General features: G+C 56.5%; 34 protein-coding genes and 1 pseudogene. 9 read left to right on the top strand and 26 right to left on the bottom strand.

All coding sequences use genetic code 11. From position 1 onward, the window contains the following. Nucleotides 1-4: 4 nt before the first annotated feature. From hisF to A3L02_RS02955, 7 genes are read right to left on the bottom strand one after another with little or no spacing between them, the layout of a single operon-like run. Nucleotides 5-763 carry an imidazole glycerol phosphate synthase subunit HisF gene (gene hisF / locus A3L02_RS02985; RefSeq protein ID WP_088862557.1) on the bottom strand — a complete coding sequence of 253 codons (759 nt, stop codon included), beginning with the start codon at nucleotides 761-763 and terminating at the stop codon, nucleotides 5-7. Further along, on the bottom strand, nucleotides 745-1443 hold the full coding sequence (hisA, locus tag A3L02_RS02980) for a 1-(5-phosphoribosyl)-5-((5-phosphoribosylamino)methylideneamino)imidazole-4-carboxamide isomerase (RefSeq protein ID WP_088862556.1): 699 nt from the start codon (nucleotides 1441-1443) through the stop codon (nucleotides 745-747). Before hisA ends, hisF begins: the two co-directional genes overlap by 19 nt. 1 nt (nucleotide 1444) lies before the next feature. Continuing rightward, nucleotides 1445-2041 (bottom strand): imidazole glycerol phosphate synthase subunit HisH, encoded by a 597-nt coding sequence (gene hisH, locus A3L02_RS02975; RefSeq protein WP_088862555.1) that lies wholly within the window; start codon nucleotides 2039-2041, stop codon nucleotides 1445-1447. Then, nucleotides 2032-2574, bottom strand: coding sequence for an imidazoleglycerol-phosphate dehydratase HisB (gene hisB, locus A3L02_RS02970; RefSeq protein ID WP_088862554.1), 543 nt, complete (start codon nucleotides 2572-2574; stop codon nucleotides 2032-2034). Before hisB ends, hisH begins: the two co-directional genes overlap by 10 nt. Then, nucleotides 2571-3704, bottom strand: a complete 1134-nt coding sequence (gene hisD, locus A3L02_RS02965) for a histidinol dehydrogenase (RefSeq protein WP_088862553.1) — start codon at nucleotides 3702-3704, stop codon at nucleotides 2571-2573. The genes hisB and hisD overlap by 4 nt, the downstream gene beginning before the upstream one ends. Beyond that, nucleotides 3694-4311 carry an ATP phosphoribosyltransferase gene (gene hisG / locus A3L02_RS02960; RefSeq protein ID WP_088863811.1) on the bottom strand — a complete coding sequence of 206 codons (618 nt, stop codon included), beginning with the start codon at nucleotides 4309-4311 and terminating at the stop codon, nucleotides 3694-3696. Before hisG ends, hisD begins: the two co-directional genes overlap by 11 nt. A 23-nt stretch (nucleotides 4312-4334) precedes the next feature. Then, nucleotides 4335-5225, bottom strand: a complete 891-nt coding sequence (locus A3L02_RS02955) for an ATP phosphoribosyltransferase regulatory subunit (protein ID WP_088862552.1) — start codon at nucleotides 5223-5225, stop codon at nucleotides 4335-4337. 381 nt (nucleotides 5226-5606) lie between these two features. Between A3L02_RS02955 and A3L02_RS02950 the strand changes: the two genes are divergently transcribed. Continuing rightward, nucleotides 5607-6131, top strand: a complete 525-nt coding sequence (locus A3L02_RS02950; RefSeq protein ID WP_088862551.1) for a ferritin-like domain-containing protein — start codon at nucleotides 5607-5609, stop codon at nucleotides 6129-6131. 21 nt (nucleotides 6132-6152) lie between these two features. Here A3L02_RS02950 and A3L02_RS02945 read toward each other — a convergent pair whose 3' ends face one another. Genes A3L02_RS02945 through A3L02_RS02925 form a run of 5 tightly spaced genes read right to left on the bottom strand, consistent with a single transcriptional unit; the run spans nucleotide 6153 to nucleotide 8930 of the window. Continuing rightward, nucleotides 6153-6494 (bottom strand): hypothetical protein, encoded by a 342-nt coding sequence (locus A3L02_RS02945; protein WP_088862550.1) that lies wholly within the window; start codon nucleotides 6492-6494, stop codon nucleotides 6153-6155. 4 nt (nucleotides 6495-6498) lie between these two features. Further along, a complete protein-coding gene (locus tag A3L02_RS02940; RefSeq protein ID WP_088862549.1) occupies nucleotides 6499-7080 on the bottom strand; it encodes a molybdopterin-dependent oxidoreductase in 582 nt (193 codons plus the stop codon). A 4-nt stretch (nucleotides 7081-7084) separates the two neighbouring features. After that, entirely contained in the window at nucleotides 7085-7363 is a 279-nt protein-coding gene (locus A3L02_RS02935) for a hypothetical protein (protein ID WP_157895724.1), read from the bottom strand. Further along, nucleotides 7363-7653: an ArsR/SmtB family transcription factor gene (locus A3L02_RS02930; RefSeq protein WP_088862547.1), complete on the bottom strand. Its 291-nt coding sequence runs from the start codon at nucleotides 7651-7653 to the stop codon at nucleotides 7363-7365. The genes A3L02_RS02935 and A3L02_RS02930 overlap by 1 nt, the downstream gene beginning before the upstream one ends. Nucleotides 7654-7691: 38 nt before the next feature. Beyond that, a complete protein-coding gene (locus A3L02_RS02925) occupies nucleotides 7692-8930 on the bottom strand; it encodes a hypothetical protein (protein WP_162287192.1) in 1239 nt (412 codons plus the stop codon). Nucleotides 8931-9082: 152 nt separating this feature from the next. Here A3L02_RS02925 and A3L02_RS10510 point away from each other — a divergent pair. The 3 genes and pseudogenes from A3L02_RS10510 (at nucleotide 9083) to A3L02_RS10375 (ending at nucleotide 10085) form a co-directional block, all read left to right on the top strand. Next, nucleotides 9083-9726 (top strand): annotated as a pseudogene (locus A3L02_RS10510) (DOMON domain-containing protein). Further along, a complete protein-coding gene (locus A3L02_RS10380) occupies nucleotides 9723-9917 on the top strand; it encodes a hypothetical protein (protein WP_237268629.1) in 195 nt (64 codons plus the stop codon). The pseudogene A3L02_RS10510 and the gene A3L02_RS10380 overlap by 4 nt, the downstream one beginning before the upstream one ends. Nucleotides 9918-9929: 12 nt before the next feature. Then, nucleotides 9930-10085 carry a hypothetical protein gene (locus tag A3L02_RS10375; protein ID WP_237268628.1) on the top strand — a complete coding sequence of 52 codons (156 nt, stop codon included), beginning with the start codon at nucleotides 9930-9932 and terminating at the stop codon, nucleotides 10083-10085. Nucleotides 10086-10102: 17 nt separating this feature from the next. Here the strand turns inward: A3L02_RS10375 and A3L02_RS02910 are convergent, their stop codons facing one another. After that, nucleotides 10103-10630 (bottom strand): GNAT family N-acetyltransferase, encoded by a 528-nt coding sequence (locus A3L02_RS02910; protein WP_088862545.1) that lies wholly within the window; start codon nucleotides 10628-10630, stop codon nucleotides 10103-10105. A gap of 54 nt (nucleotides 10631-10684) precedes the next feature. On the opposite strand from A3L02_RS02910, the gene A3L02_RS02905 reads away from it, so the two are divergent. From A3L02_RS02905 to A3L02_RS02895, 3 genes are all read left to right on the top strand, one after another. Continuing rightward, on the top strand, nucleotides 10685-11164 hold the full coding sequence (locus A3L02_RS02905) for a ferritin-like domain-containing protein (RefSeq protein ID WP_088862544.1): 480 nt from the start codon (nucleotides 10685-10687) through the stop codon (nucleotides 11162-11164). A gap of 14 nt (nucleotides 11165-11178) precedes the next feature. After that, on the top strand, nucleotides 11179-11481 hold the full coding sequence (locus tag A3L02_RS02900) for a ferritin family protein (protein WP_088862543.1): 303 nt from the start codon (nucleotides 11179-11181) through the stop codon (nucleotides 11479-11481). Between the two features lie 118 nt (nucleotides 11482-11599). After that, nucleotides 11600-12049 carry a ferritin family protein gene (locus A3L02_RS02895; RefSeq protein WP_237268627.1) on the top strand — a complete coding sequence of 150 codons (450 nt, stop codon included), beginning with the start codon at nucleotides 11600-11602 and terminating at the stop codon, nucleotides 12047-12049. Between the two features lie 74 nt (nucleotides 12050-12123). On the opposite strand, the gene A3L02_RS02890 is transcribed toward A3L02_RS02895, so the two are convergent. The 13 genes from A3L02_RS02890 to A3L02_RS02830 all read right to left on the bottom strand — a co-directional run bounded on the left by A3L02_RS02890 (nucleotide 12124) and on the right by A3L02_RS02830 (nucleotide 21413). Continuing rightward, nucleotides 12124-12645 (bottom strand): ferritin family protein, encoded by a 522-nt coding sequence (locus A3L02_RS02890; RefSeq protein ID WP_088862541.1) that lies wholly within the window; start codon nucleotides 12643-12645, stop codon nucleotides 12124-12126. Between the two features lie 2 nt (nucleotides 12646-12647). Then, complete coding sequence (locus A3L02_RS02885) at nucleotides 12648-12995, bottom strand: iron-sulfur cluster assembly protein (RefSeq protein ID WP_088862540.1); 348 nt, start codon at nucleotides 12993-12995, stop codon at nucleotides 12648-12650. Nucleotide 12996: 1 nt separating this feature from the next. Further along, on the bottom strand, nucleotides 12997-13356 hold the full coding sequence (locus A3L02_RS02880; RefSeq protein WP_088862539.1) for an iron-sulfur cluster assembly protein: 360 nt from the start codon (nucleotides 13354-13356) through the stop codon (nucleotides 12997-12999). A gap of 31 nt (nucleotides 13357-13387) precedes the next feature. Further along, nucleotides 13388-13993, bottom strand: coding sequence for a hypothetical protein (locus tag A3L02_RS02875; RefSeq protein WP_088862538.1), 606 nt, complete (start codon nucleotides 13991-13993; stop codon nucleotides 13388-13390). Nucleotides 13994-14090: 97 nt separating this feature from the next. Beyond that, the gene (locus tag A3L02_RS02870; RefSeq protein WP_088862537.1) at nucleotides 14091-14438 is read right to left on the bottom strand and encodes a class II SORL domain-containing protein; all 348 of its coding nucleotides are present in this window, start codon (nucleotides 14436-14438) and stop codon (nucleotides 14091-14093) included. Between the two features lie 10 nt (nucleotides 14439-14448). Then, nucleotides 14449-14610, bottom strand: a complete 162-nt coding sequence (gene rd, locus A3L02_RS02865; protein WP_088862536.1) for a rubredoxin — start codon at nucleotides 14608-14610, stop codon at nucleotides 14449-14451. An 80-nt stretch (nucleotides 14611-14690) separates the two neighbouring features. Then, nucleotides 14691-15206, bottom strand: a complete 516-nt coding sequence (locus A3L02_RS02860) for a rubrerythrin family protein (protein WP_088862535.1) — start codon at nucleotides 15204-15206, stop codon at nucleotides 14691-14693. A gap of 90 nt (nucleotides 15207-15296) precedes the next feature. Beyond that, on the bottom strand, nucleotides 15297-16379 hold the full coding sequence (locus A3L02_RS02855) for an NAD(P)/FAD-dependent oxidoreductase (protein WP_088862534.1): 1083 nt from the start codon (nucleotides 16377-16379) through the stop codon (nucleotides 15297-15299). A 9-nt stretch (nucleotides 16380-16388) separates the two neighbouring features. Then, complete coding sequence (locus A3L02_RS02850) at nucleotides 16389-16934, bottom strand: ferritin family protein (protein ID WP_088862533.1); 546 nt, start codon at nucleotides 16932-16934, stop codon at nucleotides 16389-16391. Between the two features lie 66 nt (nucleotides 16935-17000). Then, nucleotides 17001-18230 (bottom strand): FprA family A-type flavoprotein, encoded by a 1230-nt coding sequence (locus A3L02_RS02845; protein ID WP_088862532.1) that lies wholly within the window; start codon nucleotides 18228-18230, stop codon nucleotides 17001-17003. 92 nt (nucleotides 18231-18322) lie between these two features. Further along, on the bottom strand, nucleotides 18323-18775 hold the full coding sequence (locus tag A3L02_RS02840; RefSeq protein ID WP_157895723.1) for a peroxiredoxin: 453 nt from the start codon (nucleotides 18773-18775) through the stop codon (nucleotides 18323-18325). 53 nt (nucleotides 18776-18828) lie between these two features. Then, a complete protein-coding gene (locus A3L02_RS02835) occupies nucleotides 18829-19704 on the bottom strand; it encodes a thiamine pyrophosphate-dependent enzyme (RefSeq protein ID WP_088862530.1) in 876 nt (291 codons plus the stop codon). Continuing rightward, nucleotides 19701-21413 (bottom strand): 2-oxoacid:acceptor oxidoreductase subunit alpha, encoded by a 1713-nt coding sequence (locus tag A3L02_RS02830; RefSeq protein ID WP_088862529.1) that lies wholly within the window; start codon nucleotides 21411-21413, stop codon nucleotides 19701-19703. Before A3L02_RS02830 ends, A3L02_RS02835 begins: the two co-directional genes overlap by 4 nt. Between A3L02_RS02830 and A3L02_RS02825 the strand changes: the two genes are divergently transcribed. Both A3L02_RS02825 and A3L02_RS02820 read left to right on the top strand, forming a co-directional pair. Then, entirely contained in the window at nucleotides 21414-21827 is a 414-nt protein-coding gene (locus A3L02_RS02825) for a hypothetical protein (protein WP_157895722.1), read from the top strand. Further along, nucleotides 21827-23338: a hypothetical protein gene (locus A3L02_RS02820; protein ID WP_157895721.1), complete on the top strand. Its 1512-nt coding sequence runs from the start codon at nucleotides 21827-21829 to the stop codon at nucleotides 23336-23338. The genes A3L02_RS02825 and A3L02_RS02820 overlap by 1 nt, the downstream gene beginning before the upstream one ends. Nucleotides 23339-23350: the final 12 nt, after the last annotated feature.

The following is a 23350-nucleotide window of genomic DNA, read 5'->3' as shown; positions in this document are numbered from 1 at the left end:
CACCTCAGTAGTCCAGCCTCACCGGGACTCCCCTCTCCGCGAGGAACCCCTTGAGCTCGCCGACGGTGTACTCGCCGTAGTGGAAGATGGAAGCGGCGAGCGCCGCCTCGGCTCCAGCCTTGAAGGCCTCGTAGAAGTGCTCGGGCTTTCCAGCGCCTCCCGAGGCTATCACGGGGATGTCAACGGCATCGACGACCGCCCTTGTCAGCGGTACGTCAAAGCCGTTCTTCGTTCCGTCGGTGTCCATGCTCGTCAGGAGTATCTCGCCGGCCCCAAGCTGTTCAACGGTTCTGGCCCACTCCACGGCATCTATTCCCCTCGCCCTCCTTCCGCCGTGGGTGTGGACCTCCCAGAACCTCCCGTTCCACTTCGCGTCTATCGCGACGACGAGGTTCGCGGTTCCAACCACCTCCGCTATCTCCCTCACGAGCCCCGGCCTCTCCACCGCGGCGGTGTTGATGAAGACCTTGTCGGCGCCGCGCTTGATTATCTCCCTGGCCTCCTCCACCGTCCTTATTCCGCCCCCGACCGTGAAGGGGACGTATATCTCCTCCGCTATCCTCTCGACGAGCCTCAGAAGGATCCCCCGCCCCTCGTGCGAGGCGGTTATGTCGAGGAAGACTATCTCGTCTATCCCCTCCCCTTCGTAGCGCCTCGCCAGCTCCACCGGATCCCCGGCGTCCCTGATGTTCCCGAACCTTATCCCCTTCACGACCCGGCCGTTCCTCACGTCGAGGGCCGCGATTATCCTCTTGGCCAACATCTCACCGCCTCCAGGAGCTCCTCCAGTCCAATTTTACCCTCGTAGAGGGCCTTCCCCACGACCACTCCCGAGAAGCCTATCTCCATCAGTTTTTCCACGTCCCCGACGCTCGAGACGCCCCCGGCGTAGATGAACTCGCCGTCCCCCCAGAAGCGCTCGATTTCCTCTATTCCGGTCAGCGTTCCGTCCCTCTCCACAGAGGTGTAGATGAACCTGTTCACGTGCTTCCTCAGGAAATCGTAGGCCTCTCTGACGTCCATTCCCTCCTCGAGCCAGCCTTTCACGGCCACCCTTCCGGCCCTGGAGTCGAGGCTTACGGTTATCCCGTCAAAATCCCCCGTGATCCGTTCGAGGAACTCAACGTCGAAGGCCCGCGTTCCGATTATGGCGTTCTCCACCCCGATCTCGTAGGCCCTCGCCACCGCCCCGTAACTCCTCAGCCCGCCGCCGAACTGGACTCTGAGGCCGGTCTCGTTGATTATCTCCTTCACCACGTCGAGGTTCCTCGGAAAGCCCCCGAAGGCACCGTCGAGGTCCACCACGTGGATTTTATCGATCAGCCCCGCGAAGCGCTCCGCTATCTCCACCGGGTCGCCGTAGACCTTAACCGAATCCCTCCTCCCCCTGTACAGCCGCACGGCCCTTCCGCCCATCAGGTCTATCGCCGGGTAAACCTCCATCTCAGAGCCCCCTGAAGTTCCTCATGACGAGCAGTCCGTTCCTCCCGCTCTTCTCGGGGTGGAACTGGACGGCGTAGACGTTCTCCCTGCAGACGGCCGAGGTGAAGACGACCCTCCTGCCCCCCGACCCGTAGTCGGTGACTCCCGCGACGATGTCCCCCTCTTCCGGAACAGCATAATAGGAGTGGACGAAGTAGAAGTAAGCCCCGTCGCGGATCCCCTCGAAGAGCGGGCACTCTTTCCTCTTCCAGAGCTGGTTCCAGCCGATGTGGGGGGTTCTGACCCCCCTAAAGCGCACTACCCTGCCCCTGAAGACACCAAGCCCCTCGCTCCCGGGGCTCTCCTCGCTCCCCTCGAAGAGGAGCTGGAGACCGAGGCATATCCCGAGGAAGGGCTTTCCGTCGTTGATGGCATCGAGTATGACCCCCCTCAGCGGCTCGAGCCTCTCAACGACCGCCCCGAAGTTCCCGACGCCGGGCAGGACGAGCTTTTCAGCCCTCTCCATCTCGTAGGGGTCGCTGGTTACGGTTCCCCCCAGGGCCTTCCTCACGCTGGCGAGGTTGCCTATCCCCAGGTCCACTATCGCTATCAATCCCACACCTCCAGCAGGCCCTTCGTGCTCTCCACCTTCCCGCTCTCCCGAACGGCCTTTCCGAGCGCCACGCCGAGCCCCTTGAAGGCCGCCTCGATGACGTGGTGGGCGTTGGTTCCGCTCAGGGTCTTCACGTGAATCGTTGCCTTCAGACCCCTCGCCAGCCCCCAGAGGAACTCCCGGACGAGGGCCTTCTCGAAACCCTCCTCGCCCTCCTCGAAGGAAAGCTCAACGGCCGCGTAGGGCCTCCCCGAGACGTCCACCGCCACGAGTACCAGTGCGTCGTCCATCGGCATCACCGCGTTCCCAAAGCGCGCAAACCTCTCGGGGAGCTTTCCCCTCAACTCCCCGCCGAGGGTTATCCCGACGTCCTCCCAGAGGTGGTGCCTGAGGTCGTAGCTCGCCTCGACCCTCGCCTCCCGCCCCATGTAGAAGAAGAGGGCGGTGAGCAGGTGGTCGAGAACTCCATCGCCCGTCCTTATCCCGCCCGCCACGTCGAGCTCCACCGTTACCTCCGTCTCCCCCGTCTCGCGCCTCATCTCCGAACCTCCATGCTCCTCCTGTGCAGTTCCATACCCTCAACCTCGGCCAGACGGATCCCGAGTTCCCTCTCCCTCAGGAACTCCTCTCTGCCCACCATCGCGAGGCTCACCGGCTTCACGAAGTCCCTCACCTTGAGGACGCCGCCGAACCTCGCCGCCCCTCCCGTCGGAAGGACGTGGTTGACGCCGAGGAAGTAGTCGGCCGCAGGGACGGGCGTGTATGGGCCGAGGTACACCGCCCCCGCGTTCTCGATTAGCTCAACGAGCTCCATCGGCCTCTCGGTGATTATCTCGAGGTGCTCTGGGGCAATTTCGTTGGCCTTCTCCGCGCATTCCTCGAGGGTTCCGCAGAGGACGACCTCCACCCCATCGCGCGAGCAGTACTCCGCGAGTTCCCGCGACGTCGTCAGTAGCCACGCCCTGCTCTCCCTCCCGTGCTCGAGCTGGCTGAGCAGGTCGGCCAGGACGTACTCCCCCTCGGCGCTTCCGTCCGCTATCACCGCTATCTCGGATGGGCCGGCGAGGCCGTCTATGCCCACAACGCCGAAGACCTGCCTCTTCGCCTCGTTGACGAACCTGTTCCCGGGACCGAATATCTTGTCGACTTTCTTCATTCCGACCCCGTAGGCCATGGCCCCTATCGCCTGCACCCCACCGAGCTTGTAGACCTCGTCTATCCCGAGTAGCTGAGCCACGTAGAGCACGTAGGGGTTCACCTTTCCGTCCTTCGGCGGCGTCGTTACGGCCATCTCCTTAACCCCGGCTATCCTGGCGGGCACCCCGACCATCATCAGCGTCGATGGGAGCGGCTTCCCGCCGGGGACGTAGATCCCTATCCTCCTTATCGGGCGGTAAATCAGGCCGTAGAGGGAGCCGTTCTTGATGAAGAGCTCCTCCTTCGGTTTTTGCCTCTCGTGGTACTCCCAGAGGCGTTCAACGGTGCGCAGGATCACCTCGCGGTCCCCCTCGGGCACGCTCTCCACGGCCTCCTCGAACTCCTCCTCGCTCACGCGGAAGTCTCCGGAGTAGCCGTCGAACCTCTCCGAGTACTCCCTCACGGCTTCGATTCCTCTCTTGCGGATATCCCGCAGGATCTTCCCCACGTATTCCTCAAGTTCAACTTCCATTCTCAATCGCCTCCTTTATCCCAAGGACGAGCCCGTTTATCTCCTCGAACTTCGTCTTCTGGGCTATCCTGTTGACGAGGAGCAGTGCCGAGACGTCCATAACCCTTGCAACCTCGACGAGCCCGTTCGCCCGGAGCGTGGTCCCGGTCTCGACGATGTCGACTATCGCGTCCGCGATTCCTACCTTGGGCGCCAGCTCGATGCTCCCGCTGAGCCTCAGTATATCAACCTCCACGTCGAGTTTTTCGAAGAAGCGCCCCGTTACGTTTGGGTACTTCGTGGCCACCCTGTAACCGTCCATGTCCTCCGGATCAACCCTGTTCTCGTTGGGCATTGCCAGGCTGAGCCTGCACTTCCCGAAGGGTAGTTCGAGGGGCACGAGGACGTCGCTTCCCCTCTCCTCAACGACGTCGCTCCCCGTGATGCCGACGTCGACCCCGTACTCAACGTAAACGGGAACGTCAAAGGCCCTTGCGAGGAGAACCTCATGGTTGCCAACCCTCTCGACGAGCCTCCTCTCGCCCGGTGGTCTCAGCTCGATCCCGGCCCTTTGAAGGACTTCCAGCGAGCCCCTGAGGAGCCGTCCCTTGGGAAGGACGAATCTTATGAGCGAACCGTTGGAGAGCATCCTCACACCACCTCCACCGGGACGCCCATCCTCACGAGTCTCTTTGCCTCGGCGAAGACCTTTTTCGGCTCCCCGCTCAATCTCTTCCTGTTTCCGCCCCTTTCCTTCCGGGAGAGCCTCGAGAGCGCCCCCATGTCGAAGGCGAAACCGAAGGCGGGCTTTCCCCTGAAGGTGTACTCCCCGCCTCCGCCGATGGGCTTTCCGAGCTCCGGTGAGTAGACCTCGAAGAGGACGTCGCTGTAGTAGGGAAGGGGCCTCACCGTGCCGAAGTCTATGAAGACCCTTTCGTCGTCAACGGCATCGGCTATTCTGTCGAGCTTCTCGCGGCCGCTCCTCTTTCCCCGGAAGTTGAAGAGCTTCCACAGCTCCTCCTTCTTCTCCCGGGCGATGGGAAGGTGCTCCACCATCTCGAAGTTCCTCCTCACGAGCGCCCGGTGGACCTCCCCCCGGAACTCGCTTATCCCTTCGGTCGCCTCCTCCCAGACCTTCAGACTCCCGACGTCCACGTAGAACTCCTCAATTCCGAGGGCCTCGAGGCCGGTTATCGCCGTTAGGATAACCTCCACCGCCATCTTCGTCGGCTCGCCCCCGATGTACTCCACGCCGGCTTGCCACCGTCCCCTGGTTCCCCCATCCAGAACCTCGCCGATGTAGTAGAGCTTGAGCCTTCCGTCCAGCTCCCTGATGCTCCCGAGTATCTGCGAGGTTACGTCGGGCTTTATGACGTAGAAGCCGTTGTTGTACGCGAACCTCGTTCCCTTCCTCAGGCCCTCGCGATACTCCTCGATGGTGGGAAGGAAAACCTCACGGTAGCCCCAGAGTTCGAAGGTTCTCCTGAGGTACATTCCGATACCGGATAGCCTCCCGGATTCGGCGAGTAAGCCCTTTCTCACACTAACCCCTCCTGATTTTTGTCCACAGAACACGCCGCAACTGGGTTATCCGGGGTTAACGAAGTTTCAGAAGAGTCAATGATGGCGGTAGCTCACCGAAAGGGCGGGTAGGGTAAGGAACCTCGCCTTTAACTCCCCAAAGTCCTTTCCAACCGTCGTCTTTTTCCGGAACATCTCGTTTACCCCCATCGGTGCCCGTAGGCTGGAAGGATTTAATAACCTATCCCAGAATTTTTAGACGTTTAGTCAATTTTTTGTTGGATTAACGTTATTATGTCAGCCTCCTGTCCCTATAGAAGCCTCCATCCGTCTAAAAGACGTTCCAGAATTGTTCCAAAAGATTAATATTCCCCCGCGCGTATAATGTAACGGTGATTCTTGATGGAAGTGACGGACAAGGAAGTTTTTGAGATTGCCGTAAACTCCGAGATAAGGGCCAAGGAGGCCTACGAAAAACTCGCCTCGCTGACCAAGAGCGACATCATAAGGGACGAGCTTCTCTTTCTGGCGAAGGAGGAGGACAAACACCGCCAGATAGTCGAGAGGATGGCCGAGAGGTTCGAGGGTGAGAAGGCTGAACCCCGGAAGATAGAGATAGACGTCATGGCGGAGTTCAAGGTGGTAGCGGAGAAGATGGCCGAGGCCATTAAGAAGCCCGACGTCAACCTCGACGAGATCTACGAGATAGCCATGGAGGCCGAGCTCGTCAGCGAGAAGCTCTACAGGGAGCTCGCCGGCTACGCCGCCACCGAGAAGACGAAGCTCCTCCTCGAGATGCTCGCGGACATGGAACGGAACCACTACAACATCCTCCGCAAGCAGTACGACTACATAACCCGCTACCCGGACGTCTACAGGGAGGAGTTCTACGACCAGCTGATGAAGGACATAAACTTCAACTTCTGAGCCCTCGCTTTCTATTTTTACTCAGTCAAGCTCCCCGTTAAACACTATCCAGCCGACGTAGAGCAGGAAGGCGAGCACGGAGTACTCCACGAGTCTCGCGAGCCTTCCGTTGCTTTTCTCCACCTTCTTCGCCAGTATCTCCGTCCCCGCGTAGGTGTGGAGCAGGAGGAGGGAGACGAAGCTCAGCCTTGCCATCCTGCTCAGGTGGATGACCCGGGAGCGGGAGAATGTCAAAAGGCCGAGGGAGGCGTTCCTCGCCGCTTCGCTCGTCAGCCCGTAGCCGCTTATCACCATGAGCCCCGCAAAGAGAAGCAAAGGAAGGGAGGTCCACTCAACTATCGCCACGGCCGTTTTTGCCCTCATGCCCTCACCTGCCCGGCGATGAGTCCCCGGTTATGCGGGCATCGTCAGGATAACCCGAGCTCTCCCACGTGCCCTTGAAGTCGTAGCTCACGAGCTCGATCCTGGTGAGGCCCTTTATCCACTTGTAGCCCCACCTGTTAGGAGCTACCACCCTCGGCGTTATCGGCTTGCCGTTGAACTCGTAGGCCACGATTATGTCCTCCTCCCTCATCACTGTGTCGAAGTAGAAGTCGGTCGTGTAGCCATCACTCGCGTAGAGGGCCACCTTGAACGCCCCTCCGGTCGGCTTCGCAAGCTCAAGCAGGGTCTTCAACGGAACGCCCTTCCAGGTTCCGTTTTTCAGTACCTTTCCCGGCGCACCGACGCAGTAGAGCGGCGCGTTAACTTCCCGCGAGGGGAGCTTTGAGAGCCCCTCGTAGGTTACGTTGTAGGGTTTCTCGACCAGTCCCGTAACCTGAATAACCCCCGTCATCTGGTCAGGAGGGTTAGTATTATCGTTCCCGGATTTTTCTCCCCCGCCCTTGAACAGGTAGGTACCGCCGAGCAGGAGGAGAAGAACCAGAACTGCAAAGATTTCTTTTCTCATAACCTCACATCCTCGATATCGAATAGAGTAATCCAACTCCAACCAGGCCGCTCAGCGAGAGGACGAGCAACGGCCCGGCGACGCTCTTTCCAAACCCCATCTCGGCCCAGTGGACGTAGAAGACTATCGCCAGGATGCTCTGGAAGACGAAGACGAGGGCCACCCCGAAGAGTCTCTTCCCTATCCCCGTTCTCCTCAGGGGGTGGTAGTTCCTGAGTAGCATGAGGGCCAGTGCGAGTTCAATTAAGACTATGAATATGTTCCCGATCCAGTAAGGTCCCATCATAGACCATTCCTCCTTAATATGGATTCTATCTCTCCCCAGTTCTTCTCCACAACCTCGCTCGGCACGTATATGGCCCCGTAATCGTTCCCGACCCTTTCGACGATGCCGTGCTCCCGCATCAGCTCCAGGTGGTACTTGACGGTTCGGTAGTTGAGCTCAAGCTCCTTGGCTATTCTATGAACGTTCATCGGCGATTCTCTTATCAGGAAGAGAATCCTTGCCCGGGTCGGCCCGCCCTTTGATCCCACGAAGAGCCACAGGATGAGGTTTCTGAGGTCTCTGTCCATGTTTCATTGTTTAATTAAAAAATAAATAAAGGTTTGGCTCACGGGAAGTTGAACGGATCCACGACGAACCAGACGTCCTTTACACCCTGTCCGTTCGTCTCACCCCTCCTCGCGTCCTTGAAGAAGTAGTAGAGCGGGTAGCCCCTGAAGGTCGTGAACTTCGTGCCGTTGGCGTCGAGCTCCCCGAAGTATCCCCGGATGACCGACGGGGCAACCGGGTTCGCCCTGTAAAATGGCGGCCACTTCTCCAGGCATCCACCCGTGCACGCACTCATATTAACCGAGTCCTTGGCGAAGTAGTAGAGCGTTCTGCCTTCGTCGTCGGTTAGGTACGTTCCGAGGCCTTCCTTATATGCTATCATCACGGCGTAGTCCGGTTTCATGACGTACCAGACGTCCTTGACGCCCTCGCCGTTGGTGTCCCCGGGTTTCTCGTCTTTGAAGAAGTAGTAGAGCGGCCATCCTTTGTATGCCAGCTGATAGGTTCCGTCTTCCCTCTCAACGTAGCTGAAGTCCGCCAAGTCGAGCGTTGATGGCACCGAGACGTGCTCCGGACCGAATGTAGGCCACTTCTGGGCGCAGTCACCGTAGCAGACGCTGCTCCCGTTTACGTCCTTTGCGAAGTAGTAGAGTGCCATCCCCTTCGGGTCAACGAAGTAGGTCCCTATACCCTCCTTGTAGGCTATCATCAGCGTGTAGTCGGGCTTCATCACGAACCAGACACCTTTAACTCCCTCACCGTTTATGTCGCCGGCTTTTTCGTCCTTGAAGAAGTAGTAGAGCGGCCATCCTTTGTAGGCGAGTTGCTTTTTGCCGTCTTCCCTCGTTATCACCGAGAAGTCGCTGGCCTTCAGGCCCTGCGGAAGAACGAGCTTGTCCGTGTAGAATACGGGCCACTTCTCTGCGCATGCCCCGTAACAGGCGCTTTTGCCCGAGCCGGGCACGTCCTTTGCGAAGTAGTAGAGGGTCCGACCGTTGCCGTCGGTGAGGTAGTAACCGACCTTCCCGTCGTAGGCTATCATCACGGTGTAGTTCCTGTTTTCGAGGGCCATTGCTTCGGCTTTATACTTCGAAACCTCGCTCTGGAGCTGGTTTACCTGGCTTTGATAGTCCTGAACCTTTCCCTGAAGGTCGCTGAGCTGACTCTGAAGGTCCGAGACCTTCTTCTCGACGCTCTGGTACTCGGCCTGGCTTACTCCCTTGGGCGCGAGCCCGTAGCCGAGGAGACCCCCGATCACGAGGCCCACAACAAGCATTGCCCAAAACTTTTCGTTCATTCTTAACATCTCCTTCGTGGAACTATTCGTTTTATTAATATAAAAGTATTTTTTAGTTATGTTACATTATTTGGGTATAAATTGGGTACAAATGTAACACAAATGGAAAATCTTAAGTAGAATAAAGACAAAGAACGAATCAGGTGAATTGCATGAAGAAGGTATTCCCAATATTTGCCCTGCTGTTGGTGGTTCTGGTGGCGGGGTGCATGGGGAGTTCACAGTCGAGCACTACGCCGGCCACGGCGCAGACCACTACACCAACCACCGGGACAAATACACCCCCGGTTACTAAGGCGCTCTCCCCCTGGAAGACCGACGGGGTTATCGGGGCCAACGAATACTCCCGCAGCCTTTCACTGGCGGAAGGAAAGCTGGAGGTTTACTGGAGGAACGACGGTGAGTACCTCTACATGGCTCTTAAGGGAAAAACAACGGGCTGGGTTGCGATTGGCTTTGAGCCGAGTTACGCCATGAAGGACGCTGACATGGTAATCGGTGGGTTCAGGATGGAGGGGTAGTCGTGATCGATGCGTACTCCACCGGAACCTACGGCCCGCATCCTCCCGATACAAAGCTCGGGGGAAGTGACGACATACTCGAAAAAGCCGGAAGGGAGGAGAACGGCTACACCGTCATAGAGTTCAAGAGGAAGCTCAACACGGGGGATAAATACGACAAGGTACTAACGCCCGGGAAGACCGTGAAGTTCATCTACGCCATGGCCGATTCGGACGATTTCACTGCGAAGCACAACATCGCCAAGGGATACGGCAAATTAACCCTGGAGGGATGACGATGGAGCCCTTCCAGGTTCACGCGATAGTCCAGATCTCCGCCCTCCTCCTCTTCCTGCTGGGTGCGTACTACGCCCGTGACCACAGGCTTAAGGTGCACCACCTGATGGTTTACAGTGCGGTTCTCCTGCTGACCATCGGAGTCGCCTACATGCTGTACACCGTTGGGGGCGTTCGCACACCCCACTGAGCCCTTGGGCTTGTGATCTACGCCTACGTGGTCCTGACGGCGTTCAGCGGGAAGCTTTTCCTGAAAGGGAAGCTCTCCAGGAACACCCACAGGGCTATCGCCCTCTCCGCTATCCTGCTTCTTTTCCTTCAGATAGCTCTGGGGTTATACCTTTTCGTTCTCGGGTAACGCCGGCTTTTTGTTCTTTAACCCTTTTTCAGAACAACAAACTCCTTGTAGTCCATCACCTTGATGAAGCCCTTCTTCATATAGTATGAATAAGCCTCAAGCTCCGGGAAGGTTACCACGTAGGGGGTCTTGCCGAGAGCTTTTAACCTTCTCACGGCGAACTCGAGGAGTTTTGAGCCGTAGCCCTTGCCCTGATAGGCTGGGTCGACCATGAAGAACTCTATCAGCCCGGTTCTCTCGTTCTTTATCTCCTCGGGCACCCACGGGATGTCCTTCCCCTCGAGGTTGTAGACGAGGGCCACCGTTCCCGCTATCTTCCCTTCGTTGTCCCTCAGGATGTAGAGCTCATCGAACTCCTTCCCGAGCCGGAACTCCAGGAAGGGCTCGTACACTTTCCTGAATCCCTCGAAGTCGTCCACGGAGGGCTTTTCCTCCACCCACTCCAGCGCTGGGTAAGCGCCACCCGTCCCGCGGTAGACGCGGAAGACGAAGTGAACCAGTTCCTCCTTGAGGGCCAGTGGCTCCTCCACCCGTTCGATCCTCACCTTTACCCCCAAAGGTTAATTAGGCCAGGGGGGCTAAAACCTTTTGGTGATACCATGAACGAACTTGAGGCACTGGCCCTGGCACTCGAGGTTGAGAAGGCGGAGCTCAACTTCTACATAAAGCTCGCGAAGAGGGCGAAGGACGAGAGGGCGAGGAAGATGTTCCTGTTCCTCGCGGGGCAGGAGGCGGAGCACTGGGACATCTTCGAGGAGAAGTTCGTCGAGAAGCTCGTGGAAGAGTGCGAGCTCCCGGCCGTTGATAAGGCCATGCTGGAGAAGCTCGTCCCCGGCACGGACGGGGAGAGCCTGAGCGAGGTCGACGCGGTGAAGATAGGGATGGAGCAGGAAAAGCTCACGTGGGAGTTCTATGAGGGGGCGGCGAAGGAGGCGGAGCACGAGGCAGTAAGGCGGGTCTTCGAGGAGCTGGCTAAGGTTGAGAAGGCCCACTACGAGCTCCTGAAGGCCCAGTACGACGCCGTCATGAAGACGGGCATATGGATGGACTACCAGGACTTCAGCCTCGAGGTGGACTGATGGGAGGTGATACCATGCTCGCGAAGTACCCCTTTGAACTCCCGAAGGACAGGCCCCTCTCAAAGAGGGAGATCGCCCAGGCCCTGCGCTGGGCCGTTGAGGCGGAGCTCGACGCGATAAGCTTCTATGAACAGCTGGCCGATCACATAGAGGACGAGAGGATAAGGCACATCTTCCACGACGTTGCCAACGAGGAGAAGGAGCACTTTGGGGAGTTCCTTGCGGCCCTCTTCACCGTCGACGAGGAGCTCGCGAGGTACATGAAGGGCGGCTTTAAGGAAGTCGAGGAGGAGACGGGCATAAAGGTTGAACTGTGAGCTCTCCCTTCCCTTTTCTGTGCCGTTCCTTCGATTCCCGTCCATTGAACTCATCTTGATGAACCGTTGTGGCCAATGAAAAACGTTATTAGGGTTCGATGTTCATATGGTTATGGTGATGTCCATGGTTGAACCCCTTGTTAAGAAGGCCTACGAGATAGAAAAGAAGGCCGCCGCGAGCTACACCGATGGGCTCGGCCTCATCCGAGGGCAGGGTCTCAGGTATACGAAGGTAGAGGAGGGCGTCGGCAGGATAGCGGTCGACACGGTGATCCACAAGCACCTGATGCAGGCCATTCTGGAGGCCCAAAAGGAGCTGGAGAAGCTCGCCGGAGAAGGGGCCGTTTCAGAGCTTAAGGAGGTGGAGCTCACCCCAGAGCAGAGGGCCCTCGTCAAGCGCTTCGCCGAGATGCACCTCGAGATAGAGAAGGACATGATAAAAACTTACCAGAAGATGGCCGAGAAGATGACCCACCCGCTCTTCAAGGGTATCGCCGAGGCTCTCGTCGAGAACGAGAGGGAGCACCACAGGATTCTGGCCGAGCTGATAGCGAAGTATAAAGAGTGAACCGCTCTTCTTTAAAATTTTCCTTAGATGGTTCACGGTTTACAAAATTTCGATAAAATTCAAAAAACGCCCGATCACGGGCCGACGTGCATCATCTGGCCGTACATCTCCCAGTCGAGGAGGAGCTCGTACTCCGCCCTGAGGGTGTAGTAGTGGCCCTTCTCCATGTCGCTGAGGTAGCGCATGAGCCTCTTCTTCTCCTCCGTGTCAACTATCTTCTCAAGCTCCTCGTAGAAGTGGGCGGCTATCTCCTCGGCCTTCATGGCCCAGCGGATGAGGTCTATGATGTCCTGTACGCCATGGAGCTCCCTGGCGACGGGTCTCAGTTCGGGCCCTATGTGCTCCTTCGGGAAGACGACTTCCTTCCCCGGGAACATCGTCCCGTACATCCTCCTCAGCAGGGCCTCGTGTTTGCCCTCCTCCCCTGCCAGCCACTGGATCTTCTCCTTCAGGGCCTCGATATCAATCCTCTCGGCGAGGCTTTCGTAGAACTTCCTGGCGCCTATCTCGGCCTTTATGGCCATCCCGAGGAGTTCCTCAAGGGAGAAGTCCTTAATCCTCTCGAGGGGAAGCCCCTCATCAAGTTCTGGAACCATAGTTATCCCTCCTCAAGCAGCAGTCCGAGTTCATTATAGATCTTAACCCTCTTAAACCCTTCCTCCTTGAGAATCCGGACCGTGTCCTCGAGGATCCTCCTCTGAACGTTTACCGCCAGCACCTGGCAGAAGTGGCACTCCGGCGTTGAGCGGGCCAGGAGGAGGAAAACATCAACTTCATCGCCGTTCACGGTCAGTCCGTAAACGAGGCCCTCATCCACTATGTCCAGTCCCGTCTCAGGATCTTTAACGTTCCGGAGGGTCTCAACGACCCTCGAGACCTCAGGGGGCAGTTCCTTCTTGGGTCCCCTCTCGGGCGCCTTTTTCTTTAGGAATCCGAAAAGGCCCATGTCACACCCTCTCCGGGGTTACTTCCTCGATGGTGTATCTCCCCCTGTTCTCAAAAACCCCCACCGGATTGTTCTTGAGGTCGTAAACGTAGACGTTCTGGAACTTCACAAGGGCGAAGCGCTCGATTATGTCGCCGATTATCTTTGAGTAAGCTATCGCGCTCTCCCCGGTCATGTTGTACTCCGCGTGGCTCTCGAAGTTGAGCCAGACCTTCAGGGTATCATCGCCAACCTCCAGACCGGCAACGACCCCTGAATCCAGGATGTCCCCCCCGGTTACGGGGTCGATTATCCCCGCGAGCTCGTTTAAAACGGCCCTGTAGTGCTCCGGCCACTCCCTACCCGGCATGTAAACCTTCATCTTCTCACCCTGTGAACGTTGGATTGCACGGTTATAAGCTTTCCTGGACAGTTCTGGGGAAGCGCTCCCTCAGGACGCCGTGGAGTCCAGCGAGTATCGAGACCCAGAGAACCGTCGAGGAGAGGTACAGCACCATGGCCGCCACGTTTCCGGGTTCCAGCATGTTCAACGGTACGAAGAGGGTAAACGTCCATGCCGAGAGCCTCGCGAGCCTTCCGTACCGCTCGGGCGTGTGGACGTAGAACGCCACCGCGTCCATGAGAACCACGATGGCCATCGCCGAGAACGACTCGATTAGGTAGAGGGTCCCGTTCCCGCCCAGCACGAGCGAGCCCACTATTACGGCCACCTGAAGGAGCATTTCGAGCTTTGCCCTCACGAGACCGCTCTCAGAGAGGGCGTAGACTATCAGTGCCGGCCCGAGGATGGCGGGAAGTGCCATCGTCTCCGTTCCCATTCCGGCCATCAGCTCAACGAACGCCAGTGCCGTCAGAAGGCCGCCGAGGAACATGAAGGCTGAGACGCGCCTGGTCCCAAGTCGGAACCTCTCGATCTCCCGGGATAGGTTCCAGGTTAGAAAAATGCCCGTGAGGACGAGGAGTCCCCCGATGCTCATGATAACGTGGTATGGGTTCATCATCTTCATCCCGTAACGATTTAGGATACTTCAACGGCGCCGTAGATAAACCTTCCGGAAAGACAAAAATAGAACGGGGTTGGGGCGAAACGAAAGATCACTCGAGCGCGACCTCGTTCTCCCAGAGGCCGTGGATGTTGCAGTAGCTCAGGGCCTGGAGCTTGCCCTTCTTGCCAGTCCTGAAGAAGAAGACCGCCCTCGGCTCGGTGAGCGGGTCGGTGTGGTTCGTGAACTCGGCCCTGCCGACGAGTATCGGGAAGTTTCCGTCCTCGGGGTGGAAGTAGAGCTCTATCCATGCGATGTGGTGCTCGGGGGTGTTCGGGTGCGGTATCTCCTTGCCGACCTGAACCTCGACCTTGACGAGGTCCCCCTCCTTCTCGTACTCTATAACGGGGACGTGCTTCTCCCCGGTCCAATCACCACTCTTTATGGTTCCGCTCAGCATCTCCACCACCTCACTCTATCTTTTCAAACATGTCCTTCGGGGCCCCGCAGAGCGGGCAGACCCAGTCGTCAGGGAGGTCCTCGAACTTGGTTCCGGGCTCGATCCCACTGTCGGGGTCGCCCTCGTCCTCGTCGTAGATGTATCCACAGACTATGCATTTCCACTTGGCCATTTCCTTTCACCACCCTAATGTTATTAGTCCAACCTTATAAGGTTTGCGCCTCAAACCCGAGAAATGAAAAAGCGAAAAGTTCACTCGAAGACCACGAACTTGTCCCTTGGTGCCCCGCAGACCGGGCAGTACTCGGGGGCCTCGTCAACGGCGGTGTATCCGCAAACGGGGCAGATGTAGACCTTCTTTATTTCGACGTCCTTCCCGCTCTCGGCCATCTCTTTGGCCCTGGCGTAGAGCCCGGCGTGTATCTTCTCCGCCTCGAGGGCGTAGTGGGTCGTCCTAACCGCTTCCTTCTCGCCCTGGAACTCGGCGGCGTTGTGGAAGACGGGGTACATCTCCTCGACCTCGTAGGTCTCGCCGTCAATGCCCGCCTGAAGGTTCTCGGGGGTCTTCCCGATGTTTCCCAAGGCCCTGAAGTGGTTCTTGGCATGGACGAACTCGGCGTGGGCGATGGCCCTGAAGAGCTTGGCTATGTTGGGGAACCCTTCCCTCTCCGCCTGCTCTGCGAAGATGAGGTACCTCATGTGGGCCATGCTTTCGCCGGCGAAGGCTTCCTCCAGAAACTTCCGGGTCATCTTCTTTTTCACAACCATAAGTCCCACCTGCAGAGTCGTTGCATTGGTATTTCGGTGCAGGGGGTATATAACGATTTTCCAAACCAGAGGTTTAATGAACCCCTTGATTCAGTTAACGGGTAAACCCTCTTTGATGGTCCTTTCGAGCTTCATTGCCTCCCTTAGGTCATCGAAAACGACGGCTCCAACGACTTTTTCCCCCTCGCGGAAAACCCTGGCCTTCCCATCGAGCCACTCGCCGCGCCCCTCCGTCTTTCCGATGATGGCGACGTTTAAATCGGCGAACTTGAAGAACGCCGAGCGGAAGGGCTCGTAACGTTCGTCTTCACCCTTCAGTATCCTCGAGAGAACCCTCGCCTGCTCCACGGCCGCCTTGGCCGTTCCACCGATAAAGCCGTTAAGTTCGGCGCAGTCCCCCACCGCGTAGACGTCCTTTGCGGATGTCCGAAGGTGGTCATCAATCATTATTCCCCTGCCGGCGTGGATGCCGCTCCTCACGGCCAGTTCCCTGTTGGGGACTATTCCGAAGGCGCAGACCTTCAGCCTTCCGGGGATGTAGCCTTTATCAGTTCTCAGCCCGGTCTCGTCGGCCCCGAGGACGCTCGTCTCAAGGTGGAACTCGACTCCAGCGTTCTCGAGCCTCGCCCTTATGATTTCGCTCAGCTCTTCATCCAAGCGTAGAAGGGTTCTCCCCCTGTGAATTAGCTTCACGGTGTAGCCAGCTTTGGCGAGGTTCCCGGCGAGTTCGAGCGCTATGAAACCTCCGCCGAGGACGGTTATCTCGCCCTCATCCTCGAGGCGCGCCCTTATCCGTTTGGCATCGCTGAGGGTTCTGAGCGTCAGGATGTACTCTCCCCCCGGAACGGAGGGCTCCCGGGCCCTTGCACCGGTCGCTATCACGAGGGCATCGTAGGGCACCTCACCTCTATCTGTAACGAGAACCTTCCGGGATCTATCGATGAGCCTCGCCTCTGTACCGAGAAGGAGTTTTATTCCCCGGTTCTCGTACCAGTCAAGGGGATAAGGAAAGAGCTTCTCCTCGGGGATAAAGCCAGCTATGTAGTGGCTCAGCATCGGTTTGGAGTAACCGGGGAGGCTCTCCCTCTCGACTATGGTCACGTCGAATTCTCCGCTTAAGTTCTTCGCCAGCTCGAGGCCACCGGGTCCGTTGCCGACTACGACGACCCCCACACTACCACCTCACGGCCTGGTGTGAGGGCCGAGGTAGAGCTCCAGCTGGGTGTTGAGGAACTCAACCGGCGCGTTCACGTACTCAGCCTCTCCCTGGGTCACGTCCTCCAGGTACTCCGTATGGCTCCGTATTGCCGCATAGTGGGCCTTTTCCTGGGCCGCCAGGAATTTGAATATGCCCCTCTCTTCCGGGACTCTCTCGGCGAGGTGGGAGTAGATCCTCTCCGCGTTCTTTTCGTTCTCGAGGGCAACTCTCATGGCCTCTATGAGGTTTGCGACTGTATCGACCTTCACGCTCGTCTCCGCGAGGGGGATCCCCTCTGGGACGGGGTATTCTTCCTCTCCAAAGAGTCCGCTATACAGCCGGAGGAGTATCCTCTTGTGGTTCTCCTCGGCCCTGGCGAGGTCCCTGAAGAACTCCCCGAGGAGGGCGCCGCTCTTTGACGCGAGGTGTGTGTAAAAGTCCCTTGCCCCCTCTTCCGAGGCAATCGCATAGCCCAGCACTTCCCGGAGGGAAAGTCCGGCAAGCTTCTCAAGAATATCTTCCATACGCATCACCACACTTAGTTATCTTATCCGTGGTATTTAAGCATACTTGGGGAAACGAGAAAAATGAAAGGTTCAGGCCAGCCAGGTGATGAGCTTCCTGACGCCTTCCCTGAGCTTCTCCTCGTCCTCCTTCGTGGGCATGCCGCGGCTCTCGACGGTGTCAACGAGGTCGAACTTGCTCCTCGAGATGAGGGTCTCTATCTTCTTGCCGGCCACGCCAGCCCAGCCGAAGGCTCCAACGATGAGGACGGGCTTCTCGTAGTTCGCTTTATCGAGTACCTCGTAAAGGGTGTAGCGTATCCTCGGGTGTATCTCGGCCTCGTAGGTGGAAGCGCCTATGACTATAGCCTCGCTGTCCGGCACTTCTCCGAGAACGTCGCTCACGGCCGGTGCCTCCTTGTCCGTGAACCTGTAAACGACCGGGTTAAGGCCGTTCTTCTTGAGCTCCTCGATTACTATCCTCATCCTCTTCTCGACGAAGCCGTACATGGAGTCGTATACGACGAGGACCTTGCCTTTCGTCGGTTTTCCGGCTCCGATGGCCTCGTAGTGTTCGAATATCCTCGTCGGGCTCCTCCGCCATATCAGGCCGTGGCCTGGCAGTATCATCCTCGCCTCCTCGACTATCCCGAGGCTCCTGAGCTTCTTGATGTTCTGGACGATGTACTTGTGATAGTGGCCGATGACAGTAACGACGTACTTCGTCACGTGGGGCAGGTACTCCTGCACGACCTTTTCGTCGCTGTCGTCTATTGCATCGGGCATCCCGTAGCCGCCGCCCGCGTCGCAACTGAAGATGAGTTTGTCCTCGACGACGTAGGTTATCATGGTGTCGGGCCAGTGGAGCCAGGGGACGGTTATGAAGCGGAATGTCCGTCCCCCTATCCGCATCTCCTCGCCGTCCTTGATGGCGTGGAAGTTCTCGACGACCTTCTTCCCGTAGAAGCCCTCCATGAAGCGTTTGGCAAAGGTGGTTCCTATGAGTTTGGCCCTGTACCCATTGGCCTCAAGAAGCGCGGGGATGGCGCCGCTGTGGTCGGGTTCGGTGTGGTGAGTTACGATGTGGGTTATCTCCTTTGGATCGACCAGCTTTTTCAGCGTCTCGAGGAACTCCTCCGTGTACTCCCCCTTCCACGCGTCGAAGAGAACGACCGCATCGCCCGTCTTCATCAGGTAGGCGTTGTAGGTTATCCCCTCGGGGATGTCCCACGTGGCTTCGAAGTACCTTATCCTGTCGTCATCGATCCTCATTATGTAGAGTTCGGGTTCGTCGAGTATCTTCTCGACCCATATCCTCGGCATTTCCACCACCGAACCTACTTGGTGCGGGGGCATAAAAAGGCTTTCCCAACGGAAGGTTAAGGACAGAGCTGGGTAATCCGGTTCGAAGGATTTTACTCTCCCTCAAGGAGGGTGAATATCTCCTTCAGGTCGGGCACCTCCGTTATCGGGTAGACCTTGAAGAACGCCACCTTTCCCTCTTCGTCTATCAGGACGTTCGCCCTCTCCGAAAAGCCCTCCTTTTCGCGGAACAGCCCGTAGAGCTTCGCAACCTCGCCGTGCGGCCAGAAATCGCTCAGAATCCTGAGCTTTCTAAGTCCCATGTGCTCGGCCCAGGCTTTCTTGCTCGGCACGGGATCAACGCTTATCCCGACCGGGACGACGTTGAGCCTCTCAAAGCGCTCGTGGTTCTCTTCGAGGGCCTTCATTTGCTTTTCGCATATACCGGTCCAGGCCAGTGGATGGAACGACAGCAGGACCTTCTTTCCCCTGAAATCGCTCAGTCTAAAGTCCTCACCCTTCTGATCCTTCAGAACGAAATCCGGGGCGTTTTCAGCAACCCCCATGACTGTGCACCTCCGGTTTCTCAAACCCGAAAGAAACAAAAAATGAAAGCTTTTTAGAGCTTCTTCCCCTCCAAAAAGCCGTCCACGAGGTCGAGCTTCGGCTCACGCTTCCACAATGGTGTTTTCTCGACCCCGTATGCTGGAACGCTCTCCTCGAATGTGGGCTTCTCCTTCACGTAGAATATACCGAGCGGAAGCGGGTCGGTCTCTATGGCGCGTTTGAAGGCTTCCTCCCTGTCGAATGGCCCGTCCTCCATCCAGTAGGTGTGCTCCCTGTACCAGGCGTAGGTGTTCACCTTGTTGAAGCTGACGCAGGGGTGCAGGATATCGACTACGGCGAGACCCCTGTGCTGAATCGCCCTCTTGATTATCTCGACGCTCTCCCTGAAGTAGCCCATGAAGGTCCTCGCCACGAAGGAGGCGTCCATGGCTATCGCGAGGGCGATGGGGTTGAAGGGCTCCTCGAAGACACCCCAGGGCTGGGTCGGCGTCTTCATGCCCACCATCGTCGTCGGCGACGCCTGTCCCTTGGTGAGGCCGTATATCTGGTTGTCGTGGATGAGGACGGTTATGTCCGGGTTCCTCCTGGTGGCGTGGAGCAGGTGGTTGCCGCCCTCGGCGTACATGTCGCCGTCCCCGCCCTCGGCTATGACGGTCAGCTCGGGATTCGCCGCCTTCAGGCCGGTGGCTATCGGGATCGCCCTGCCGTGGAGCGTGTGGTAACCGTTGGCGTTGATGTAGTGGGGCATCTTGGCGGCCTGCCCGATACCGCTGACGATGGCGACCTGATGAGGTTTCAACCCGAGCTCGGCTAAAGCGGAGATGAGTATATTCCTTATGCCGAAGTTACCGCATCCGGGGCACCAGGCGACGTCCTCGCTCCCCGGCCTCTTGGGCTCGAATATCTCGGAGCCGGTTGGAAGGTTCATTCTACCACCCCCCTGAGCTTCTCAAGAACCTCCTCCACGGAGAAGGGCCTCCCGTCGTACTTCAGGATGCGGTGATGGACCTCAACTCCAAGCTCCTTCTCAAGCAGGTCAGCGAACTGGCCGGTGATGTTGTTCTCCACCACTATCACCGTTTTGCCCTCGAAGAACCGCCTCGCCTCCGGGTTCAATGGATAGAGCCAGCTGAAGTGTAGCTGGGCGACGTCGTCCCTTCCGAGCTCTCTTATGGCCTCCTCGACGACGTGGAACGTCGAGCCCCAGTTGACGACGATGTATTTCGCGTCCTCGCTTCCGATGAGCTTCGGCAGGGGCGCGTTCTTCCTTATGGTCCCGAGCTTCAGCTTCGCCCTCTTCTCCTGCATCTTAACCGTTAACTCCGCGTCCTCGGTTATGTCGCCCCACTCGTCGTGCTCGTTGCCGTTGGCGACAACCACCTCCTCGCCGTAACCAGGAACTGCCCTCGGGGAGATCCCGTCCTCTGTCAGCTCGTAGCGCCGGTAGCCGGGCTTCGCCTCGACGATGTACCTCTCGAACCTCACCTTCCCAACGTCGGGCTTGGACAGGTTGTAGTAGGTGTCAACGAAGTACTGGTCGGTCAGGATTATCAGGGGAACCTGATACCTGTCAGCCAGGTTGAAGGCCTCGGCGCTCAGGTAGAAGGCCTCCTCCAGCGTTCCGGGGGCGAGGATTATCCTCGGGAAGTCGCCGTGTCCGGCGTGGAGAACGAGGTTCAGGTCGCCCTGCATCGTCCTCGTGGGCAGACCGGTTGCGGGCCCGGGCCTCTGGGCGAGGTGCACCACAACGGGGTTCTCCGCCATTCCCGCCAGGCTCATGGCCTCGCTCATGAGGGCGAAGCCTCCGCCAGATGTGCTCACCATGGCCCTCGCTCCACCGAACCACGCCCCAAGGGCCATGTTTATCGCCGATATCTCGTCCTCGACCTGCTCGACCACTATCCCGAACTCCTCCGCGTGCTGGGCCGCGAAGGTGGAAACGCCGGTTGACGGGCTCATCGGGTAGAAGCTCAGGAAGTTCATGCCACCCGCGAGGGCGCCTATCCCCACCGCCTCAGTTCCGGTGAGGAGTATCTCGTCCTTAACCCTCTCGTCCCTCTCGACCTCTACCCTGATGGTTCCCTCGTCGCAGAGCTTAACCCCGAGGTCGTAGCCCTTCCTGGCCGCCTCTATGTTCTTCCTGACCACGTTCTCGCCCTTGCTCTCGAAGCGCTTCCTTACGTACTCCTCCACCGCCTCGAAGTCGCCGTGGAAGAGCCCAACGATTAAGCCAGCGGCGGTGGTGTTGAGGTAGAGCTGACTGCCGGTCTCGAGGGCGAGCTTCGTCAGCGGCACCTCGACGAGGTTTACCTTACCTAAAAAGTCCTCCTCGACGTTGCCCTTCTCCCCGAGAACTACGGTGCTCTCCGACAGCCTGTTCCTGACCCAGCTCAGGACGCCCTGCTTGAATGGGACGAGGATGTCTATCCTCCTCACGAAGGCCCTGACACGCCTGGACGAGACCCTTATCTCCGTCGTGTTTATGCCGCCCCTGACGCGGGACATGTACTCCTTGTTGGCGTAGACGTGGTAGCCCGAGCGCTTGAGCGCGTACGTCAGAATAGCTTCGACGGTCTGGATGCCCTGCCCGGCCGCTCCGCCGAGAACTATAGAAACGTCCTCCTTGAACTCCACCATGTGACATCACTCCCCATAAGTTCGACTTTTGACATTATAAGGTTTGCTAATTATGTTTATATAATTTTCTTCTGGAATCCTAAAAAAGAATCCCGGAACCTTCAGTGGTGGGAGAATATCCGGCAGGCCCTACTGGTTGCAAGTTTGGATCCATCATTAAAAAAACATGCCCTGGAGATAAAGTATATAAGTTTCAAGATATTGTCAAACAATGGGATGGCAATGTTCAGGTATGTGGTGAAGTTGTTTGCTGTTATGTTTATTGTGTTTCTCATAGTGGGTAATGTTACTGCTCCTGCTTCATTGACTGCTGATGATGTTGAGGCTAATGGTGTGATGGGTGCTTTTTATCATGTGGGTAAGTTTATTGTAGTGCCTTTTGAGAATAGAATAATAATGACTATGATATTGTAATGTTTGGTAAGAGGTCTGCTGTTCCTGCTCCACCTGAAGGTTACACTTTGAGTAAGTTTGAATTCATGGGTAATGAGTATGAGTTCTTAAAGCCTGTGAACCCACCCAAATCACCAGTAAACTCAAAACCTGAAATTCATGGCAATGGCACACACCATTCACTCTGGGAGTACTTTGATTCTAAAAAGCTTGCTGAGGATTTAAATAGTGAATTGGTTCTTGATACTTTTAAGATTAGTCTGGATGGAATGTATGGGAGGTATACTAAGGATGATGCTGAGATTCTTTCCAAAATTTTGGATATAAGAGGTGAGGCTAACAAGTGGATGGGTGTTGACAAGAGGGATGTGTTAAAGTGGATGTTTTATGACCTTAATGAGCTTGGGCTTCCCTACACTCCAGAAGTCATGAGGACTTACATCATTGGCAGCACCAGTATGTTCTGGAGAATTTCATACTCAGATACATCTCCTAAATTGCCAAGTGATGCTATTAAGGGAAAGAGTATTGACTGTGATGGTACTGACTTGTTTGAGTATTCAATGCTTTATCATTTGAATAAGCTAATGGGGATAAATGCAAAATACTTTGAACTTAGCATTTTTCCTTCAGACAAGGATGGTAATGTTTATGGTGTTGGCCATGTTGACTTACTTGTTTATTATCCTGACACTGGAAAGTGGGAAATTTATAGCCAATGGGCTGTTACAAATTACTTTTACATATACTCAGATGGCATCAACTCATCTGCTTACAAAAGGTATTTATATACTAAAGAGGCAAGAGTTAAGTATATCACATCTGTTCAAAATTTTGAATATTATCTTGGAACTTCTGAGAGCATTTTTGCTGTGGATGGGGGGACTAAAGTGTATGTTCCTGCTGGCATGATTCAGTTTGACAGTCTTGATGAGGCACTCTTCTGGTACATTTACAGTGACTTTAAACACCATAGTGGAGGCTTATTCTACTGGTTTAAGCATGGTTATGATGGGAAATCCCCTGATGCATTTAATGAGTTTGGTAATTTATATGTTGTGATTTCTCTTATGGAGCTTCCAACACCTGAAGACCCATACATTCACAATGTAATACTTAGAAAGAATGTGACTGCTTTAACTGGAGGAGAAGAATACATTACTTACACTGTTCCTCTTGGAAATGGAGAAGTGGAGACTTTCAAAGTGAAGGCTGAGGATGTGTATGGATGGTGGGAAGTGGTCAGTTATAACATGCTTAAAGAGAAGCTGGCCAAGGAGGGCAGGCTCCAGAAAGTCATGAGCATCAACCCATTCATTGAAAAGAAGAACCCACCAGAGTTCATTAAGAACCCAAAGCCAGTATTCAGTGAGTATTATGCCCCAGGCTGGATTATTGCCAGAATTGAAGAATATAAAAAAGGAGGGGGTTATGTGGGTACTTACTACAGTGATGATGGGAGCCTTATTGATTTGATTGTCAGTGGTTTTAAGAATTTGTTTGGGATGATAAGGTTGAGGAGGATTGGTTGACTTCTTTTTTAA

The sequence above is a fragment of the Thermococcus celer Vu 13 = JCM 8558 genome, assembly GCF_002214365.1.
GTDB lineage: Archaea > Methanobacteriota_B > Thermococci > Thermococcales > Thermococcaceae > Thermococcus > Thermococcus celer.
Note: the sequence above shows the minus strand (reverse complement) of the source record. Positions and strands in the feature narration are given on the sequence as shown.

Bases quoted from the DNA above. Each gene is read 5' to 3' on its own strand.
- hisF (WP_088862557.1), bottom strand. From the start codon at position 763: ATGTTGGCCAAGAGGATAATCGCGGCCCTCGACGTGAGGAACGGCCGG.
- hisA (WP_088862556.1), bottom strand. From the start codon at position 1,443: ATGGAGGTTTACCCGGCGATAGACCTGATGGGCGGAAGGGCCGTGCGG.
- hisB (WP_088862554.1), bottom strand. From the start codon at position 2,574: ATGAGGCGCGAGACGGGGGAGACGGAGGTAACGGTGGAGCTCGACGTG.
- hisD (WP_088862553.1), bottom strand. From the start codon at position 3,704: ATGGAAGTTGAACTTGAGGAATACGTGGGGAAGATCCTGCGGGATATC.
- A3L02_RS02950 (WP_088862551.1), top strand. From the start codon at position 5,607: ATGGAAGTGACGGACAAGGAAGTTTTTGAGATTGCCGTAAACTCCGAG.
- A3L02_RS02945 (WP_088862550.1), bottom strand. From the start codon at position 6,494: ATGAGGGCAAAAACGGCCGTGGCGATAGTTGAGTGGACCTCCCTTCCT.
- A3L02_RS02940 (WP_088862549.1), bottom strand. From the start codon at position 7,080: ATGAGAAAAGAAATCTTTGCAGTTCTGGTTCTTCTCCTCCTGCTCGGC.
- A3L02_RS02935 (WP_157895724.1), bottom strand. From the start codon at position 7,363: ATGGGACCTTACTGGATCGGGAACATATTCATAGTCTTAATTGAACTC.
- A3L02_RS02930 (WP_088862547.1), bottom strand. From the start codon at position 7,653: ATGGACAGAGACCTCAGAAACCTCATCCTGTGGCTCTTCGTGGGATCA.
- A3L02_RS02925 (WP_162287192.1), bottom strand. From the start codon at position 8,930: ATGAACGAAAAGTTTTGGGCAATGCTTGTTGTGGGCCTCGTGATCGGG.
- A3L02_RS10380 (WP_237268629.1), top strand. From the start codon at position 9,723: ATGACGATGGAGCCCTTCCAGGTTCACGCGATAGTCCAGATCTCCGCC.
- A3L02_RS02905 (WP_088862544.1), top strand. From the start codon at position 10,685: ATGAACGAACTTGAGGCACTGGCCCTGGCACTCGAGGTTGAGAAGGCG.
- A3L02_RS02900 (WP_088862543.1), top strand. From the start codon at position 11,179: ATGCTCGCGAAGTACCCCTTTGAACTCCCGAAGGACAGGCCCCTCTCA.
- A3L02_RS02895 (WP_237268627.1), top strand. From the start codon at position 11,600: ATGTCCATGGTTGAACCCCTTGTTAAGAAGGCCTACGAGATAGAAAAG.
- A3L02_RS02890 (WP_088862541.1), bottom strand. From the start codon at position 12,645: ATGGTTCCAGAACTTGATGAGGGGCTTCCCCTCGAGAGGATTAAGGAC.
- A3L02_RS02885 (WP_088862540.1), bottom strand. From the start codon at position 12,995: ATGGGCCTTTTCGGATTCCTAAAGAAAAAGGCGCCCGAGAGGGGACCC.
- A3L02_RS02880 (WP_088862539.1), bottom strand. From the start codon at position 13,356: ATGAAGGTTTACATGCCGGGTAGGGAGTGGCCGGAGCACTACAGGGCC.
- A3L02_RS02875 (WP_088862538.1), bottom strand. From the start codon at position 13,993: ATGAACCCATACCACGTTATCATGAGCATCGGGGGACTCCTCGTCCTC.
- A3L02_RS02870 (WP_088862537.1), bottom strand. From the start codon at position 14,438: ATGCTGAGCGGAACCATAAAGAGTGGTGATTGGACCGGGGAGAAGCAC.
- rd (WP_088862536.1), bottom strand. From the start codon at position 14,610: ATGGCCAAGTGGAAATGCATAGTCTGTGGATACATCTACGACGAGGAC.
- A3L02_RS02860 (WP_088862535.1), bottom strand. From the start codon at position 15,206: ATGGTTGTGAAAAAGAAGATGACCCGGAAGTTTCTGGAGGAAGCCTTC.
- A3L02_RS02850 (WP_088862533.1), bottom strand. From the start codon at position 16,934: ATGCGTATGGAAGATATTCTTGAGAAGCTTGCCGGACTTTCCCTCCGG.
- A3L02_RS02845 (WP_088862532.1), bottom strand. From the start codon at position 18,230: ATGCCGAGGATATGGGTCGAGAAGATACTCGACGAACCCGAACTCTAC.
- A3L02_RS02840 (WP_157895723.1), bottom strand. From the start codon at position 18,775: ATGGGGGTTGCTGAAAACGCCCCGGATTTCGTTCTGAAGGATCAGAAG.
- A3L02_RS02835 (WP_088862530.1), bottom strand. From the start codon at position 19,704: ATGAACCTTCCAACCGGCTCCGAGATATTCGAGCCCAAGAGGCCGGGG.
- A3L02_RS02830 (WP_088862529.1), bottom strand. From the start codon at position 21,413: ATGGTGGAGTTCAAGGAGGACGTTTCTATAGTTCTCGGCGGAGCGGCC.
- A3L02_RS02820 (WP_157895721.1), top strand. From the start codon at position 21,827: ATGTTTGGTAAGAGGTCTGCTGTTCCTGCTCCACCTGAAGGTTACACT.